Raw genomic sequence first — 15,008 nt, forward strand, 5'->3', positions numbered from 1 at the left:
ATATCCTGGCGGGATTGCGCAAAGGTATGTTGGGAAACAAAGTGAAGCCGATGAAATCCCTCAAAAAGTAAGGAAGCAAAGCGTATGAAGATGACAGGAGTCAAGCTTTACAACAGAGCTGGTGACGACAGTGATTTTGTGGAGTTTGACTTAAAAACGGATTTACTTTTTATTGAGCTGAGCAAAAAAGCGCTGTACAAAAAGCTTCCTCATTCCATACCCGATAAAACTCCGATTTTCTATACGATTTATGGGCCGCTCATTACCATCATGTCCTTGCAGACGTTTGCGGTTATTCTGAAGGATGTCGGGTATGATTTCCTCAATCCATCCCAGCTGGTGAACATGAGGTTCGTTGAGGCCATTGTGATGGGGAATTATGGGGGATGCGAGGCCATACTTACTGATCAGCAAAAAATCAGCGTGTCAGGCCCCATGCAGGAAAAATATAGTCATCTGATAAAAAGACCTGGTAAAAACTAGGTCTTTTTATTTTGGGTGCGTAATTTTACCATCGAACATAATAAATGTAAAGAATTTTCGGGTGATACTCGATTTCATCATGATTACCGACAGATTTCAACAAAAAATTCTGCAATTCTTTTGTATATTAATTACATATCAATGCAATCTTGTGTAATTATAAATGCACATAAATTGCAATTAGTTGCAAAAGTATTGAGGGGTAGGATGCAATGAAAACCATTCTAATCGTGGACGATCACCCGTTAATGGCAAATGCAACCAAAGAATTACTAAAAACTATGGATGAAATCGGGGATATCCAAATTTCTTTTACCGGAAGAGACAGTATCGAAAAAGCTATGGCTTATCAGCCCGATCTGATTATCATGGATTATTACCTGCAAGATATGATCGGAACGGAAGCCGCGAAGGAGATTTTGAGCCAGAAGCCCGATTCCAAAATCCTCTTTATGAGCGGTCTGGATATCATGTCCTTGCTTCCTAAAATTTTCGATATACGGGCATACGGTGCGCTGTCCAAGGAGATGGAGGCGCATGCGATTAAGAATGCGGTAAGCTGCATTTTATCCGGCCTGATGGTTTTTCCTTACTGCCCGGTTGAAAAGCTGCCTTCCTCCAACGATGTGGTTGCAGACTTAAGCACGGAGGAGATTTACATTATGAAGGAATTGATGAGCGGCTCCACGTATGAGCAAATTGCCGGATTGATCCATATGAGCAGAAGGACCGTGGATAACTATACCAAGAAAATATTCGAAAAATTAGGAGCCAAAAATAAAAGCGAAGCCGTGGAACGGTTTATGCGGACCAAATATTACGATAAATAATGTTGTAAATACAACAAAATTCATGTACGATTAAGGGGTACTTAGATTAGCCGCGGGAACAGGGAGTGCATGCGTGAAAGAGATTCTGCGTGAAATCGGAATGATCGCCAGGGCGTTGGATTCCATCAGCAATATTGAATTTAAGGAATTCGAGCTTACGAAAGGGCAATATCTGTATCTGGTCCGCATCTGTGAACATCCGGGAATCATTCAGGAAAATCTGGCTGAACTGATTAAGGTGGACAGGACTACCGCCGCACGGGCCATTCAAAAGCTGGAAATGAACGGTTTTATTGAGAAGCGGGATGATACTCATAACAAAAAAATAAAGAGGCTTTTTCCCACGGAAAAGGGGGAGGGTGTATTCCCTTTTATCCTGCGGGAGCACCGGCATTCGGAGGCTGTTGCGTTAACGGGGTTTTCCCCGAGTGAAGCAGAAACTATCCTTCATCTTCTCCAACGGGTGCGGAAAAACATAGAAGTAGATTGGGAATTTGTAAAAAAGGGGAACAAGCGAAGCTATTAATTTGCCATAAAGGGGTTAGGTTTTGTGACGGTAGAAATAAAAACATGCGGCTTGGAGGATGTGGGGCTGCTGCAGGAGCTCAGCATTGAAACCTTCAACGATACCTTCAAGGAGCAGAACACGCCGGAAAATATGAAGGCGTATTTGGATAAGGCGTTCAACTTAAAAAGGCTGGAAGAGGAGCTCTCCATCCCCGGAACGGAATTCCACCTGATTTATTTCCAGGGAGAGCCTGCGGGATATCTGAAGTTGAACGTGAACGATGCCCAATCGGAAAAAATGGGGGGGAACTCCCTTGAGATAGAAAGAGTTTATGTGCGGCAGCAGTTCCACCGCAAGGGACTGGGGAAACATCTGATGAACAAGGCGGCAGAAACCGCCCGTCTCCACGGCAAGACGGAAATTTGGCTGGGTGTGTGGGAGAAAAATGAGAATGCCAAGGATTTTTACCGGAAGCAGGGGTTCGAGCTAACGGGAGCACACTCGTTCTTTATGGGAGATGAGGAGCAAACGGACTTCATTCTGACGAAGCGGTTGTAATTTGAATCAGCTATAATCTTTACAGGAGGACGTTTCCCTTGAAATTTGTTCTGATATTCGGACCGCAAGCGGTGGGGAAAATGACCGTAGGGCATGAACTGGAGAAAGTTACGGAGCTAAAGCTGTTCCACAATCACATGACGATTGAAATGCTGGTTCCTTATTTTGGGTTCAGCCGTGAGATGTGGAGATTGACGGATAAATTCAGGCAGGATATCTTCGAAGCTGCCGCGGCCAGTGAAATGCCGGGTTTAATATTTACCTATGTGTGGGCATTTGATTTACAGAGCGATTGGGATTATGTAAATAAGGTTTTTGGGATTTTCGAAGAAAAAGGAGCTGAGGTGTACCTGGTTGAGCTTGAAGCAGAGCTTGACCAGAGAGTGGAACGGAACAAATCGCCTCATAGGCTGGAGCATAAACCTACGAAGCGGGATGTTGGCCGATCCGAACAGGAATTGAAAAGAACCGCGGAGCAGCATCGGCTGAATTCCTATGAGGGAGAAATTCAGAGGGAGAATTACCTCCGGATTAATAATACTGATTTATCTGCCGCAGAGGTTGCGGTCATGATCAAGGAGAAGTTTCAATTGTAAATATAGCGAAGCCACTCCGAAAAGCCGCCTTTTAGACGAAGGCGGTTTTTTTTGCTGCCGGGAACAATTGCAATTGTGTATAATTTCCACTTGCATAAGAACATACATTCGTGCATATAATACGAATATACGTTCTTATTTTGTGGAGGCGGTTATGATGCAAAAGTATGTGGGCCACACCGTCACGATCATTTATCAGGACAAATCGGGAGCTTTCAGCAAACGCCGCATCCGGGTGCTGGCGGTGGAGGGCGGGAAAATCAAGGCGCATTGTTATGCTGCAGGTGCACCGCGGCTGTTTCTGGCCGAACGGATTATGGCGGTCCAGCCGGTGGCGTCGGTGTCATGACGGTCGGGGAGCGGGTGATCTTTCTGATTGACTGCCAGTCCTTCTACGCCAGCGTAGAAAAGGCGGCCCGCCCCGAACTGAAAGAAACGCCTGTGGCCATCGGAGATCCGGAGCGCCCGTCGGGCATTATTTTGGCCGCATGCCCTCTTGCCAAAGGCCGGGGAGTGACTACAGCGGAGCGGGTGTTCCAAGCCCGGAGGAAATGTCCGGAGCTGGTGGTGATCCGGCCGCGGATGCGGATGTACATCAAGCTGTCTTTGTTTATCACCAAAATTTACGAAGCGTATACGGATCAGGTGGAGCCGTTCTCCATTGACGAGCAGTTTCTGGATGTGACGGGCACCCTCCACAAGTACGGAACTGCAGAGGAACTGGCGCGCAATATCCAGAACCGGGTTCTGGTATCCACCGGTGTATGGACCCGGGTGGGGATCGGACCGACGAAAATTTTGGCCAAAACCGCTACGGACAACTTTGCCAAAAAACGGGAGGGAGGGGTTTTCCGGCTGGGATACGACAATCTGGAGCAGGAGCTGTGGCCTCTGCCCATTCATCAGATGTACATGGTGGCCGGCCGGATGACCCGGCACTTTATGCGGATGGGCATCCAGACCATTGGAGATTTGGCGCGGTTGGAGCTGGGGGATTTCAAACGGAGAATGCGGTACGAAATGGGCAAACAAAGCGACATTAAAGCGGAATATTATTGGCAGGTGGCCCGGGGGATCGACCCCAGCGCTGTAAAGGCGGGAATCCGGCCCGGCAAGCACAAAAGCATCAGCCACGGAAAAACCCTCCGGGCCAGCCTCTACCGCAAGCTGGAGGACATTGAGGTGGTGCTGTTGGAGCTGGTGGTAGAGGTTTGCCGGCGGGCCCGGAAATATGGCGTGATGGGGCAGGTGATATTTGTAGGGGCTGCAGAAACCGACGGGGAACGGGGAAACTCCTTCGGCAGGCAAATTACCCTGCCACAGCCTACTTCTTTGACCCACGAGGTGGCGGAGGTGGCTCAAGAACTTTTTCGGCGGCACTGGTCGGGTCTGCCAGTTGGACATTTGACCATTGCTCTGGACCAGCTTACGGCGGATGACACGTATCAGCTCACCTTGTTCGATAACCGGCCCAAGCTGTATGCCATGGAACGCACCATAGACCAGATCAAAGACCGTTACGGCAGCGATGCCATTCTGCGGGCCTCCTCCTTGTATGAGGCGGGGGTTGCGCGGGAGCGGGCAGGACAGATCGGAGGACACTTTATATGAGTTCCGGCGAAGACAGATGGACAACCAAATTTCTGCTTAAGGAGCATACCGAGGCTTATGAGGTCCGATATGATAAACCCAAGAGCGACCAACCTTCCGTAGAGGAATGGGTCATGATCCGTGACTATATCCTGCTGCCCTATATGCTTACGGTGATTCAGAGAAACATTGACCGGCTTCAGACCGGCAAGGAGCTGTTCAAAACGCTGTACATCGCCCTGGCGGAGGAAATCGCTGGAACGGTAGAGCGGGAGCTGTTCGGGCTCAGGCGGGAGCTCACACGGAGAAATATCCATATATCGCCTGGAGAGCAGGATGATATTGTTCTCCAGTATACATACCGCTATAAGGGGTACTCCGGCACCTTCGGGATTACCAGAGAGGAAACCCGGGCCCAGATGGAAATCCGTCTTGCCCGGTATATGAAGGAGGTGTGGGCAAAGCTGAACACCTAAAAAACCCCCCGCAGCAGCAGGGGGCACGGTATTACACCTCCACTAGCTCGGGGCGTTTCAGCTGAAGCGGAGGAGGCACGATCCAGCCTTTATCCTTGCACATCTTCAGGATTTTCAGACCCAGTGCCGCTTTGGTCATATGATACTTGCCGAACAGGGCGCCGATATCCTCACGGATAGACATCCCCATGATTTGGCTGCATGCTACCAAACCCAAGGAGGTATCCGCACCGGCCATAGCAGCGATTTCCTGGTCGCTGAACCGGGCACCCACGGGAATGTCCTCGAATTTGGCTTCGGGACGATCGGGCCATGCTGGGAAAGGCACAATGCCGTTGGCAATGAGAATGCTGTCGCATTCGCTGGCCTCCAGCTCGGCTTGATTGATGATGTCCTTGAGGACACCCTTCAGTTCTTTATCCTCCGCATGGTTCAGGAAAGCACGGTTCGTGGAAATACAGCCCTTCGCCTTCATAGAAAAGCTCCAGAGGTCATTAATTTCACCATAATGAAGAGGTTGCTGCTTGGAATTGCCGTCCAAAACGCCCATTGGTTTCGTTCCTTTCTTGTTTGGGATTGATGAGCCATCGTTAAGATGAGCCTCCGGGAGGGGTTTTATGCAACCCCCAGAGCGAGCTCCCAAGTGCGTTTAGGCAGGAAAAAAAAGAGCAGGGAGGATACTGCCCCTGCTCTTGAAGATGGTATGAAATTAGTGTCCCTTGCGGGTTTTTTGCTTCTGGGCAGGGCTGCTGCTGGTTCCATTCTGGCGTTCCAGCTCTGCGATGAGCTTGTCGCCCTCCACATCCAGATTGGGGAGGAGGCGGTCCAGCCATTTGGGCAGCCACCAGGCCTTATCCCCGAAGATGGCCATAGCAGCGGGAACCAGCGCCATGCGGACAATGAAAGCATCGATCAGAATGCCGATGGCCAAAGCGAAGCCCATCTGCTTGATCATAATGTCCGGGGACAGAATGAAGCCTGCGAACACGGATACCATGATAACCGCCGCGGCTACGACTACACGGCTAACCTGGTTGTAGCCATGGTTGACGCTGGCTGTGCCCCGGTGTCCGTGGACGTAAGACTCGCGCATAGAGGAAACCAGGAAGACCTGATAGTCCATAGCCAGGCCGTACAGAATGCCGGTTACCAGGATAGGAAGGAAGCTCAGGAGCGGGCTGCCCGTATCAAAGCCGAACAGCTCCTTCATCCAGCCCCACTGGAACACGGCGGTGGTAATCCCGAAGGTGGCGAGCACGCTGAGCAGGAAGCCCACGGTGGCTTTTACGGGAACAAGAATGGAACGGAAGACCAACAGCAGAATGATCAGGGACAGAATCACAATAATGCCGATGTACACCGGGAAAACCTCTGCCAGCTTGGAGGACATATCAATATTGATAGCCGTAAAGCCGGTTACCCCCAGCTCGACCTGGTAGGTCTTAGCAAATGCCGAATCAGCATCCCGCAGATGGGTAACCAGATCCTTCGTGGCTTCGTCAGTTGGGCCGGAGCCCGGTATCACACTCAGGATAGCCACGCTGCCATCAGGCTTCATGCCAAGAGGAGACACTACCGACACATCCGGAACCTTCTGGATGTCCTGGACAAGTCCGCCCAAAACCTGCGGCGTGATTGCTTGTGAAGGGTCCTTGGGCTCCGCTACGATTACCAGCGGGCCGTTAAAGCCTTCTCCGAAGCCGTTGGAGATGGCGTCATAGCTTTGGCGTTGGGGCGTATCCAGGTTGGCTGTTGCCCCGGAAGGCATACCAAGCTTCATATCCATGGTGGGAATGGCTGCGGCGCCAAGAATGACAATAACGCCCACGATCACGGCCCAACGGGATTTGATGATGCCCTTCACCCACTTGTCGGCGGTGCCATGCTCCATGCCGGCTGCAGTCTGGCTGCGTACCTTTTCCCGGGCTTTTGCGGAGCAGATTTTTTCCCCAACCAGTCCGAGCAGTGCCGGCAGCAGGGTAAGAGCGATGAGAACAGTAAGGAAAACTGTAACGGAGGCGATAAGCGCCATCAGGCTCAAGAAGGAAATGCGGATAACGAGAAGACCGCATAGAGCGATAATAACGGTAAGGCCGGCGAAGAATACGGCGCTTCCTGCCGTTCCAACTGCCCGGCTGGCGGCTTCACGGGCGGACAGCCCTTGATCGAAGATAAGGCGCCGCTGGCGGTTGACAATAAACAAGGAATAATCGATCCCTACGGCCAGGCCGATCATCAGCGCCAGAATGGGAGTGATGGAGGCCATAGCTACAAAGGTGGAGATGGCAAATGCGCCCCCAACGCCGATAGCGACACCAACCAGCGCGATAACAATCGGCAGTCCTGCCGCCACAACAGAACCAAGAGTCATGATCAGGACAATGGCTGCAATAATGAGGCCGTACACCTCATTGGAGCTAATGGCCACCTCGGCGGTTCTCAGGCTGTCGCTGGGCAGCGCCTTGATGCTGGTGCCTGCTTCGGCTTCCGTCACTGCAGCGACGATATCGTCGGCCACACTTTGGGGCAGGGACGTTTGCTGAACGGTAAACTGGAATTGGAACAGGGCCACGCTGCCGTCCGTTGCAATCAGCACACCGGGGACGGGAGTGCCGTTCACCATCAGCGGACCGTAGGGAGGCATCTGCGCGGGGGCTGCAGCCGCTGCTCCCGCACCTTGGGCTCCGCCGGCAGCTGCCGGATTGGCTGCCGCCTGGGGATTGGCAGCGCCGGCTGCTCCCGCGCCGCCTGCCCCCTGGGCTCCGGCGGCTTGCCCTGCTTGAGCAGCCTGCTGCTGTTGCTGCTGCGCGGCTCCGGCAGCTGCGGCCAATTCGGCTGGATTAATCACATAATCCATGCCGTATACCTTGTTGACCGCCTTGGTCATAGCGGCTATATGCTCTGGCGTATCCAGGCGTTGGCCCTCGGGCACGGTAAACACCACGCTGGCTTGACCGCCGGAGGCCTCCGGCAGCTCCTTCTCCAGTTTATCCAGCACCTTTTGCGATTCGGTGCCTTCCATTTTGAACTCGGTGCTCATATGGATTCCATTGATGCCGAGCAGAGAAACAACAACAGCAAGCACGACGATCCAGGCGCTGATAAAGTACCACGGCTTGTCGTAAGCCTTTCTTCCGATTTTGTACAAGAATGTGGACATGCGGTATGGTCCTCTCCTTTTTTTCTATAAATTCGGACGTCCTTAACCTCAACTAGAAACCATTGCGCAGATAACGGAAGGTGGTCTCCAGGTACTCCTCAAACGTGGTGGCATCCTGTTCGTCAGTGACGGTATCTCCGGGGAGAAGCACATTCAGCGTGCCGTCGATGACAGGCAGCATCGCTCCGTAAACGGCACCGACAAGAAGATGGGTGTACCCATTCGGGTAACGGCCATGGGACAGCCCGTTCAGCGTCTCCATTGCACTGTTTTGAAGCCCGCGGAACACGCTGAGGATATAAGGCTCCAATGTCGGATGTGTGTTGGAAAGGGACACAACCTCCCGCATCTTCAGAAGAAGGCCCTCCAGAAACTGCAGCTTCATCAGCTGGTACAGAGCATCAAGCAGGGATGTGTTTTCCGGCAAATTCTCCAAGAGACGTTCTGCCTCATGCTGCTGGTTGCTGGAATAAGGAATGACGGCTGTGGCCACTGCTTCCTCCTTGCAGGAAAAATAGTTGGCAAAGGTTCGTCTGGAATAGCCGGCGCGTTGTACGACATCATCGACGACAAATCCGTCCAGCCCCCGTTCTACAGCAAGCTCGAAGGCCGCGTCAGCCAAGGCATGGGCAGTGGCTTCTTTTTTTAGATCGCGCAGGCTTGGTTTGTTCAAATGTGATTTTCACCGCCTTTCTTAGTCGGGTATGCTCTGTATGTATCCTAACATAGAACTTGCCTAATGTGCAATTATGCCTAAAAAGCAAACATGCCTTAAATGCAAGGCTTGGCTTAGTCCGGGAGGAAGTTTTTTTCAGAATAAAGAAGCCGCGGGGAAGTGAATCTAAGGGAAGCACCCAAATCCGATTTGGAAGAAGGAGTAAACCCTTATGAGAAAGCTTGCGCGTTTAAGCGCCGTTTTTTGTTTTGCATCGGCATTGGCAATCACATCGGCCTGTGGCGGGAATAACGGAAATAACGCCTCGGGCAACCATGCTTCGAACAATCAGTCGGGCAACAATGTTTCGGCCAACAATGCCGGTTCCCAGCAGCCTTCAAGCTCGCCTTATTCCAGCGGGTCATCCGCGGTGGATAACCTGTCCATTCTTAGCGGATCTCCCGGCCCCGTCGCTTTGCCCTCCGCACAAGGAGAGGCTTCCATTCCTCTGAAAAACGCCAACGGCGAGGAGTATGTGGAGGCTGAGCAGCTGGTCCGTATGGTGGGCTACCGGTTCAAATGGGACAATAACAAGCAAACTATGAAATTCGGCGACAACGATGCTGCCTTCGAGCTGAACCTGGATTCCGTGGAAGCCCGCAGGGAGGATGACCGCCTGCAGCTCAAAACACCGCCCCGGATGATTGACGGTGTGCCCTGCATTCCGCTGTCTGCGGTTTCGGATCTGCTGGCAGATGACTTGGTATTCGCCAAGGAAGGCCAGTCACTGGTGCTGAAGCCCTCGCCGGAGCAGATCCCGCTGAAGGTGGATGAGGATGCGCCTTTGCCGGAGGGCAGCGCGCTGGATTTCGGCGACGACGCGGAGGACCCATACAAACAAGCGGCTGCGGATATATCCGCTGCGGCAGTGCCGGACAAGCTGGACCTACTGGAAGAGGCCATTCCGGCAGCGGCCCTGAAGGATATTAACATACCCGCGCTTATCGCCAGAGCCCGGACCTATCTGGGTGTGCGTTATGAGTTCGGCGCCCCCCCTTACCCGGAGAACGGCACCTTCGACTGTTCCTCGTATACCGCCTATCTCTTCGATAAATACGGCATTTCCCTGCCGCGTACAGCCAGAGCCCAGGGCAAACTCGGCACCAGCGTAAGCCGCAGCAGCCTGCGGGTGGGGGATTTACTTTATTTCTATGTGCCCGGTCGGTTCCAAACCAACAAAACTGTCGGCCATGTGGGAATTTATGTCGGCAACCGGAACATGATCCATGCTTCTCCCGAACCCAAGGACGGAGTGCAAATCACCAGCATCGACAAGGCTTATTGGAAAAGAACCTTCCTCTTTGCCAAACGGATTGCTGAATAACGCACAGGCCAACCTGTAAATCAAAAAAGACTGCTGGCACCTCCAAAAGAGGGCAGCAGTCTTTGTTCGATATGAACTGGGGAAACGGTTTCAAACAACCCGCAGCACTAAGCCAAAACCTTCAGAATAGACAGCTCGGGATGTTTGCTCAAATCTACGAATTCATTGTCAATCTTGATCAGCGGCCGGAAAAAATCCGTGTAATTGGTCAGCACGATGACGCCGCGTCTGCCGTCGAACAGCTCGACGGTTTTGCCCAGGAGGTTCGGCACCAGATTGCGGATGAAGACCTGGGTGATAGTAGGGTCCAGACTGGTAAAGCTGAGCCGGTTGATCTCCTTCAGCACAAACAGGAGGTCCCGCTCCTTCTGGTACACGCGGGAGGTGATCATGGCGCTGTAGATATCGGTAACCGCCAGAATGCGGCCGATCACGGAAATGTCCTCTCCCATCAGGCCATGGGGATACCCGCTGCCGTCCATCCGCTCGTGGTGCTGCATGGCGCCCAGCAGAATCGGGGAATTGTCGGGATAGGCCCGCTTCAGAATCTCCTCTCCGTATTCCACATGCTTTTTGACGGCTGCATATTCCTCTTCAGTCAGCTTCGAGGGCTTCCTGAGGATGGCCGGATCCACCCTGCTCATGCCGATGTCATGGACAAAACCGGCTTTTCCCGCATCCAGGGCAAAACTCTCCGGGTATCCCAGCCAGCGGGCCAAATAATAAGCAAGCATCCCCACTTGAACGCTGTGGTTAAAGGTATAATCGTCGCTGTTCTCCAGGGAAAGCATCAGGGAGACCAGATTCTTCTCTTTATGAAAGCTTTCGGCCAAAGGCTCGAAGCTGGCATCTACAATATCCTGCTCAATCCGTCCTTCTCCCAGCGCCTGGGTAAACAGTAGACCCAGACCCGCCAAACTGGCGTCATAGGAAATCTGGACGGAAGGGTAGGTAGGAAGGGTCGATAGAGTGACACTGGCGGCGGCCGATTCCTCGGAGCGCTCAATCTCGATGTATTCAATATTGTGAGCCAACAGCCGGGCAATGGAATCGCTTCCTAAGTAAGCGTCCGCCGATAAAACATGGAGACCGTAAGAATTAAAAACATCTTGGGTCAATCTGTCTCCAGGAAGAAGATCCATAACATGGATTTTCATAATATGTCACCCCATGGCGAAATTCATCGCATTTTCTGTGTAACATTATAGTAGCAAGGGATGAATATTTTGGCAACGAGTAAAATGTACTATTTTTCCACAAATGCCCTTACATGCCAACATATCTGCTATAAAAGGATTTGGCCGCCGTCAGATCGTCCGTCCCTTGAACCATGGCTCTTCCGTCAGGGAAAAGCACCAGGGTCAGGCCGTTGTCCGATTTGTATTTCAGCAAAAAAGCATTGCGCTCTGTTGTGCCGGAGTGTCTGAGCGCTTGCTCCAGCTCCTCCAGATTAAGCTTGCGGGGGTGGACAGGCACAATCTGCACGGCGTTGCGGCCGCAGAGGGATTGAAGGGTTTCGCCCTCCAGCTCCGCCGACAGGTAGTCGTATTGGCCGTTTGCGCAGCAGGGGCATTCCGGTGAACGGGCAGCCGACATGTCCATCCCGCCCTGGAAATTATGCCACAGGTCAAAATGGAGCATTCCCTTATTCATCGCGCTATGGTTGCCGCTCAGAAGCTTCAGCGCTTCGGCAGCCTGGTAGGAGGCCACCACATGGATAATGGAGCCCAGCACTCCCGCCGTGTCGCAGGTTTCCAGGGCGCCCTGATCGGGAGATTGCTGGAACAGGCAGCGGAAGCAGGGGGTAGTGCCTGGCAGTATGGTCATCATGACACCGCGGGCACTGACTGCTCCGCCATAGATCCAGGGGATGCTGTGCTTCACGCAGACATCATTGATCAGGAAACGGACCGCGAAGTTATCGCTGCCGTCCAGCACCAGGTGAACACCGGTCAGCAATTCCTCCGCATTGGACGGGTTCAGATCGGTCACGTGGGGCTCTATCGTCACCAGGCTGTTGATTCTGCCCAAACGCTCTGCGGCTGCCGCAGCCTTGGGCCGGGAATCGGCGGCATCGGCCTCCTCATAGAGCATCTGGCGCTGCAGGTTGCTCTCTTCCACAAAATCCCGGTCGATTAGCCGGATGTAGCCCACACCGGCCCGCACCATATGGTTAGCCAGCACGGTTCCCAAGGCGCCCATGCCCACAATGGCCACACGGGAGTCCATCAGCTTCAGTTGGCCGGGCTCTCCCAACGGCCCGAACAGCACCTGCCGGGAATAACGGCCCGGCACTTCCCCGGAAGAGACCGGATGTCCAGTTGCGCTCATCGTGGCTGCTCCTCTCCGCCGCCTGGCAGGACAAGGGGGTTCCACATGCTGCCGGAAGGGGCTGTGCTGCCGGAGCCGGCCTGGGGATGGCTCCATTGTCCCGCTTCTTTTTTCCAGATGGGGACAATTTGCTTCAAACGTTCGATGGCATACCGGCTGGCTTCATAGCAGACATCCCGGTGGGGAGCGGATACGGAGATTACCACACTGGCATCCCCCGCTTCCACGAGACCCAGCCGGTGGGTAATGGCGCAGCGGGTCTCGGGCCAGCGTTCAGCAACCTCATCTCCGATCTGCCGGAGCGTAGCCAGGGCCATCGGGGCATACGCCTCGTATTCCAGCGCTTCCGTATGCAAATCGCCGGTTAGCTCGCGGACAGTGCCCGTAAAGGTAAGGTTGGCGCCGCAGTTCGGGTGGGTTGTTTTGGCGGCGGTATGCTCCGGCACCAAGGGCTCCCGGGTTAATTCGAACCGCTCTCCGTACTCGGGCACCTGTTCAGACGGTGCGGGGGAACCGCCGGATACGGGAGGAATCAGGGCCAGCTCATCGGTTTCATGAAGCTCGTCCTCAGGCTGGGCGTAGGCGTGGTTGCGGGCCAGGAAGGAAACCGCTATCGAGGAGGCGGCATGGGGGTACTCCTTGGCCAGATGCTGCTTCAGCTCGCCGGCAGTGATGCGGTTCCCGCCGGTTGTGACGGTAACGGCGGTTCCGCCCAGCTTGTCCGCCAGCCCGGCGAAAATCTGGATGGTCAGTTGCATGGTGCACCTCCTGAAAATGAAAGGCAGGGTCCGGCTATTTGATCAACAGGCATGGACTCTGCTATTGTTAGCATAAGCTATAGAATTGGACATTCCTTCAATAGAAGCGATTTTTTGGCGGCATGCTGGAGTCCGGTAGAGAAGCCGCACAGTTATCTTGTACTATATCATAATTTATGGGGCAATCGAAGTATTTCACAAGAAGGCTGGTTGATGAACCGATGAAAAAACCGGAGAAGGTTGTGCTGCTGCATACCAACGATATTCACAGCTCCTTCCAGGTTATGCCGCAAGTTGCGGGGGCGATCGCCCGCCTCCGTGCAAGCCATCCCGCCGTCCCGGTAATCGTGGCGGATTGCGGCGATCATATGGACAGGATGAGCACCATTACAGAGGCTGGTGCGGGCTCCGCGCACTTGGAGGTGCTGGAGGCCACCGGTTATGATGTGGTGACGCTGGGCAACAACGAAGGACTGACGTTTACCAAGGAAAGGCTTCAAGAGCTGTTCGGGGGAGGGACAACCTTCTGCGTGGTGGCGGCCAATCTGCGCGACCGGGAGACAGGCAGGGCACCGGAATGGATGAAGCCCCGGCTCATGTGGGAGAGGAACGGCTTGCGTATCGGCATCACAGGAGCCACCGCCCAATATCCGATCTTCTACCACCTGCTGGGCTGGCATGTGGATGAGCCCATTGAAGCGCTGAGGAGGGAGGTCGACCACCTTCGGCAGGAGGGAGCCCATGCCGTTGTGGTCCTATCCCATCTGGGTCTGCGCAACGACAAGCGGCTGGCAGAGGAGGTGGAGGGGATTGATGTGATTATCGGCGGGCACACCCATCATGTGCTGGAGGAACCGCTGCTGCATGAGCGCACCATCCTCTGCGCCGCCGGCTCCAAGGGCAGATACGTGGGGGAGCTGGAGCTCTCCTTTGATCCGGATACCGGTAGTCTGCTTCAGGTGGAGGGCCGTCTTCACGAGACCCGGCAGGAGGAAGAGGATCCGGCGGTAAAGGCTCTTATTGAATTGTGGGCACAGGAGGCAGGGGCGGTGATGCAGGAGAGCATTGCCACGCTGGCCGAGGGGTTGGCCGTGGATTGGGAGCGGGATTCGCCGCTTGGCAATCTGCTGGCTGCCGGCATCCGCAAACAAACGGGGGCGGAGCTGGCGCTGATTAATTCCGGCCAGCTGCTGACCAGCCTCCTGCCGGGGCCGGTTACCCGGGAGATCCTGCTGGAGCTTTGCCCGTCTCCGGTCAACAGCTGCATCACCACTCTTACCGGAGAGGAGCTGCGGCAAGCACTGGAGGAATCGCTTATGGCGGAGTTCGTGAATCTCCCCTTGTACGGGAACGGCTTCCGCGGGAAGATGCTGGGCGGGCTTTGTGTGGACGGCTTGGAGATCTATTGGGATCCGGGGCGGGAGCCTTATTCACGCATCACCTCCGTCTTCCATAAGGGGGAGCCGCTTCTTCCCGATGGGGAATACCGGGTAGCGACGGGGGATATGTTCACCTTCGGCACCGGGTATCTGAGCTTGAAGGGACGGGATCCCCAATATTTCCTCCCGGATTTCCTGCGGCATGTGCTGGAGATGGAACTGAATGATCCGGAGGCGCTGCGGCGGTGCCGGATGGCGAGATTTCACTTGTCCCCGTAAGGCCCGTCCTTTACAATGAAA

16 protein-coding genes are annotated in these 15,008 nt (G+C 54.0%); 10 read left to right on the top strand and 6 right to left on the bottom strand.

Going from position 1 to position 15,008, the window contains the following annotated elements; genetic code table 11:
* The first annotated feature begins 84 nt into the window (after positions 1–84).
* The 8 genes from ACI1P1_RS27000 to ACI1P1_RS27035 all read left to right on the top strand — a co-directional run bounded on the left by ACI1P1_RS27000 (position 85) and on the right by ACI1P1_RS27035 (position 5,041).
* Positions 85–483, top strand: a complete 399-nt coding sequence (locus ACI1P1_RS27000; protein WP_416219648.1) for a hypothetical protein — start codon at positions 85–87, stop codon at positions 481–483.
* 212 nt (positions 484–695) lie between these two features.
* Positions 696–1,313 (top strand): response regulator transcription factor, encoded by a 618-nt coding sequence (locus ACI1P1_RS27005; protein ID WP_416219649.1) that lies wholly within the window; start codon positions 696–698, stop codon positions 1,311–1,313.
* A gap of 73 nt (positions 1,314–1,386) precedes the next feature.
* On the top strand, positions 1,387–1,839 hold the full coding sequence (locus ACI1P1_RS27010; RefSeq protein WP_416219650.1) for a MarR family winged helix-turn-helix transcriptional regulator: 453 nt from the start codon (positions 1,387–1,389) through the stop codon (positions 1,837–1,839).
* Between the two features lie 24 nt (positions 1,840–1,863).
* Positions 1,864–2,379, top strand: a complete 516-nt coding sequence (paiA, locus tag ACI1P1_RS27015) for a spermidine/spermine N(1)-acetyltransferase (protein ID WP_416219651.1) — start codon at positions 1,864–1,866, stop codon at positions 2,377–2,379.
* Positions 2,380–2,417: 38 nt separating this feature from the next.
* Entirely contained in the window at positions 2,418–2,975 is a 558-nt protein-coding gene (locus ACI1P1_RS27020) for a DEAD/DEAH box helicase family protein (RefSeq protein WP_416219652.1), read from the top strand.
* A gap of 154 nt (positions 2,976–3,129) precedes the next feature.
* Positions 3,130–3,324, top strand: coding sequence for a hypothetical protein (locus ACI1P1_RS27025; protein WP_416219653.1), 195 nt, complete (start codon positions 3,130–3,132; stop codon positions 3,322–3,324).
* Positions 3,321–4,586: a DNA polymerase IV gene (locus ACI1P1_RS27030; protein WP_416219654.1), complete on the top strand. Its 1,266-nt coding sequence runs from the start codon at positions 3,321–3,323 to the stop codon at positions 4,584–4,586. Before ACI1P1_RS27025 ends, ACI1P1_RS27030 begins: the two co-directional genes overlap by 4 nt.
* Positions 4,583–5,041, top strand: coding sequence for a hypothetical protein (locus tag ACI1P1_RS27035; protein ID WP_416219656.1), 459 nt, complete (start codon positions 4,583–4,585; stop codon positions 5,039–5,041). The genes ACI1P1_RS27030 and ACI1P1_RS27035 overlap by 4 nt, the downstream gene beginning before the upstream one ends.
* 31 nt (positions 5,042–5,072) lie before the next feature.
* On the opposite strand, the gene ACI1P1_RS27040 is transcribed toward ACI1P1_RS27035, so the two are convergent.
* The 3 genes from ACI1P1_RS27040 to ACI1P1_RS27050 form a co-directional block, all read right to left on the bottom strand.
* Positions 5,073–5,591: a DUF3231 family protein gene (locus ACI1P1_RS27040; protein WP_416219657.1), complete on the bottom strand. Its 519-nt coding sequence runs from the start codon at positions 5,589–5,591 to the stop codon at positions 5,073–5,075.
* 159 nt (positions 5,592–5,750) lie between these two features.
* Complete coding sequence (locus tag ACI1P1_RS27045) at positions 5,751–8,201, bottom strand: MMPL family transporter (protein WP_416219658.1); 2,451 nt, start codon at positions 8,199–8,201, stop codon at positions 5,751–5,753.
* A 52-nt stretch (positions 8,202–8,253) separates the two neighbouring features.
* Complete coding sequence (locus ACI1P1_RS27050; protein ID WP_416219659.1) at positions 8,254–8,874, bottom strand: TetR/AcrR family transcriptional regulator; 621 nt, start codon at positions 8,872–8,874, stop codon at positions 8,254–8,256.
* Between the two features lie 214 nt (positions 8,875–9,088).
* Between ACI1P1_RS27050 and ACI1P1_RS27055 the strand changes: the two genes are divergently transcribed.
* Entirely contained in the window at positions 9,089–10,240 is a 1,152-nt protein-coding gene (locus ACI1P1_RS27055; protein ID WP_416219660.1) for a C40 family peptidase, read from the top strand.
* Between the two features lie 107 nt (positions 10,241–10,347).
* Here ACI1P1_RS27055 and ACI1P1_RS27060 read toward each other — a convergent pair whose 3' ends face one another.
* The 3 genes from ACI1P1_RS27060 to ACI1P1_RS27070 form a co-directional block, all read right to left on the bottom strand.
* Positions 10,348–11,397 (bottom strand): HD-GYP domain-containing protein, encoded by a 1,050-nt coding sequence (locus ACI1P1_RS27060; RefSeq protein ID WP_416219661.1) that lies wholly within the window; start codon positions 11,395–11,397, stop codon positions 10,348–10,350.
* Between the two features lie 109 nt (positions 11,398–11,506).
* On the bottom strand, positions 11,507–12,571 hold the full coding sequence (locus tag ACI1P1_RS27065; protein WP_416219662.1) for a ThiF family adenylyltransferase: 1,065 nt from the start codon (positions 12,569–12,571) through the stop codon (positions 11,507–11,509).
* Positions 12,568–13,329: a molybdenum cofactor biosynthesis protein gene (locus ACI1P1_RS27070; protein WP_416219663.1), complete on the bottom strand. Its 762-nt coding sequence runs from the start codon at positions 13,327–13,329 to the stop codon at positions 12,568–12,570. The genes ACI1P1_RS27065 and ACI1P1_RS27070 overlap by 4 nt, the downstream gene beginning before the upstream one ends.
* 221 nt (positions 13,330–13,550) lie before the next feature.
* Between ACI1P1_RS27070 and ACI1P1_RS27075 the strand changes: the two genes are divergently transcribed.
* Entirely contained in the window at positions 13,551–14,987 is a 1,437-nt protein-coding gene (locus ACI1P1_RS27075; protein ID WP_416219664.1) for a bifunctional metallophosphatase/5'-nucleotidase, read from the top strand.
* Positions 14,988–15,008 lie beyond the last annotated feature (21 nt).

The sequence above is a fragment of the Paenibacillus mesotrionivorans genome, from assembly GCF_046098205.1.
Taxonomy (GTDB): domain Bacteria; phylum Bacillota; class Bacilli; order Paenibacillales; family NBRC-103111; genus Paenibacillus_AR; species Paenibacillus_AR mesotrionivorans.

What these genes read in the sequence shown, in the direction of transcription:
- ACI1P1_RS27005 (WP_416219649.1), top strand. Translation starts at nt 696, where the DNA reads ATGAAAACCATTCTAATCGTGGACGATCACCCGTTAATGGCAAATGCA.
- ACI1P1_RS27040 (WP_416219657.1), bottom strand. Translation starts at nt 5,591, where the DNA reads ATGGGCGTTTTGGACGGCAATTCCAAGCAGCAACCTCTTCATTATGGT.
- ACI1P1_RS27025 (WP_416219653.1), top strand. Translation starts at nt 3,130, where the DNA reads ATGATGCAAAAGTATGTGGGCCACACCGTCACGATCATTTATCAGGAC.
- ACI1P1_RS27075 (WP_416219664.1), top strand. Translation starts at nt 13,551, where the DNA reads ATGAAAAAACCGGAGAAGGTTGTGCTGCTGCATACCAACGATATTCAC.
- ACI1P1_RS27035 (WP_416219656.1), top strand. Translation starts at nt 4,583, where the DNA reads ATGAGTTCCGGCGAAGACAGATGGACAACCAAATTTCTGCTTAAGGAG.
- ACI1P1_RS27065 (WP_416219662.1), bottom strand. Translation starts at nt 12,571, where the DNA reads ATGAGCGCAACTGGACATCCGGTCTCTTCCGGGGAAGTGCCGGGCCGT.
- ACI1P1_RS27045 (WP_416219658.1), bottom strand. Translation starts at nt 8,201, where the DNA reads ATGTCCACATTCTTGTACAAAATCGGAAGAAAGGCTTACGACAAGCCG.
- ACI1P1_RS27070 (WP_416219663.1), bottom strand. Translation starts at nt 13,329, where the DNA reads ATGCAACTGACCATCCAGATTTTCGCCGGGCTGGCGGACAAGCTGGGC.
- ACI1P1_RS27030 (WP_416219654.1), top strand. Translation starts at nt 3,321, where the DNA reads ATGACGGTCGGGGAGCGGGTGATCTTTCTGATTGACTGCCAGTCCTTC.
- ACI1P1_RS27060 (WP_416219661.1), bottom strand. Translation starts at nt 11,397, where the DNA reads ATGAAAATCCATGTTATGGATCTTCTTCCTGGAGACAGATTGACCCAA.
- ACI1P1_RS27000 (WP_416219648.1), top strand. Translation starts at nt 85, where the DNA reads ATGAAGATGACAGGAGTCAAGCTTTACAACAGAGCTGGTGACGACAGT.
- ACI1P1_RS27055 (WP_416219660.1), top strand. Translation starts at nt 9,089, where the DNA reads ATGAGAAAGCTTGCGCGTTTAAGCGCCGTTTTTTGTTTTGCATCGGCA.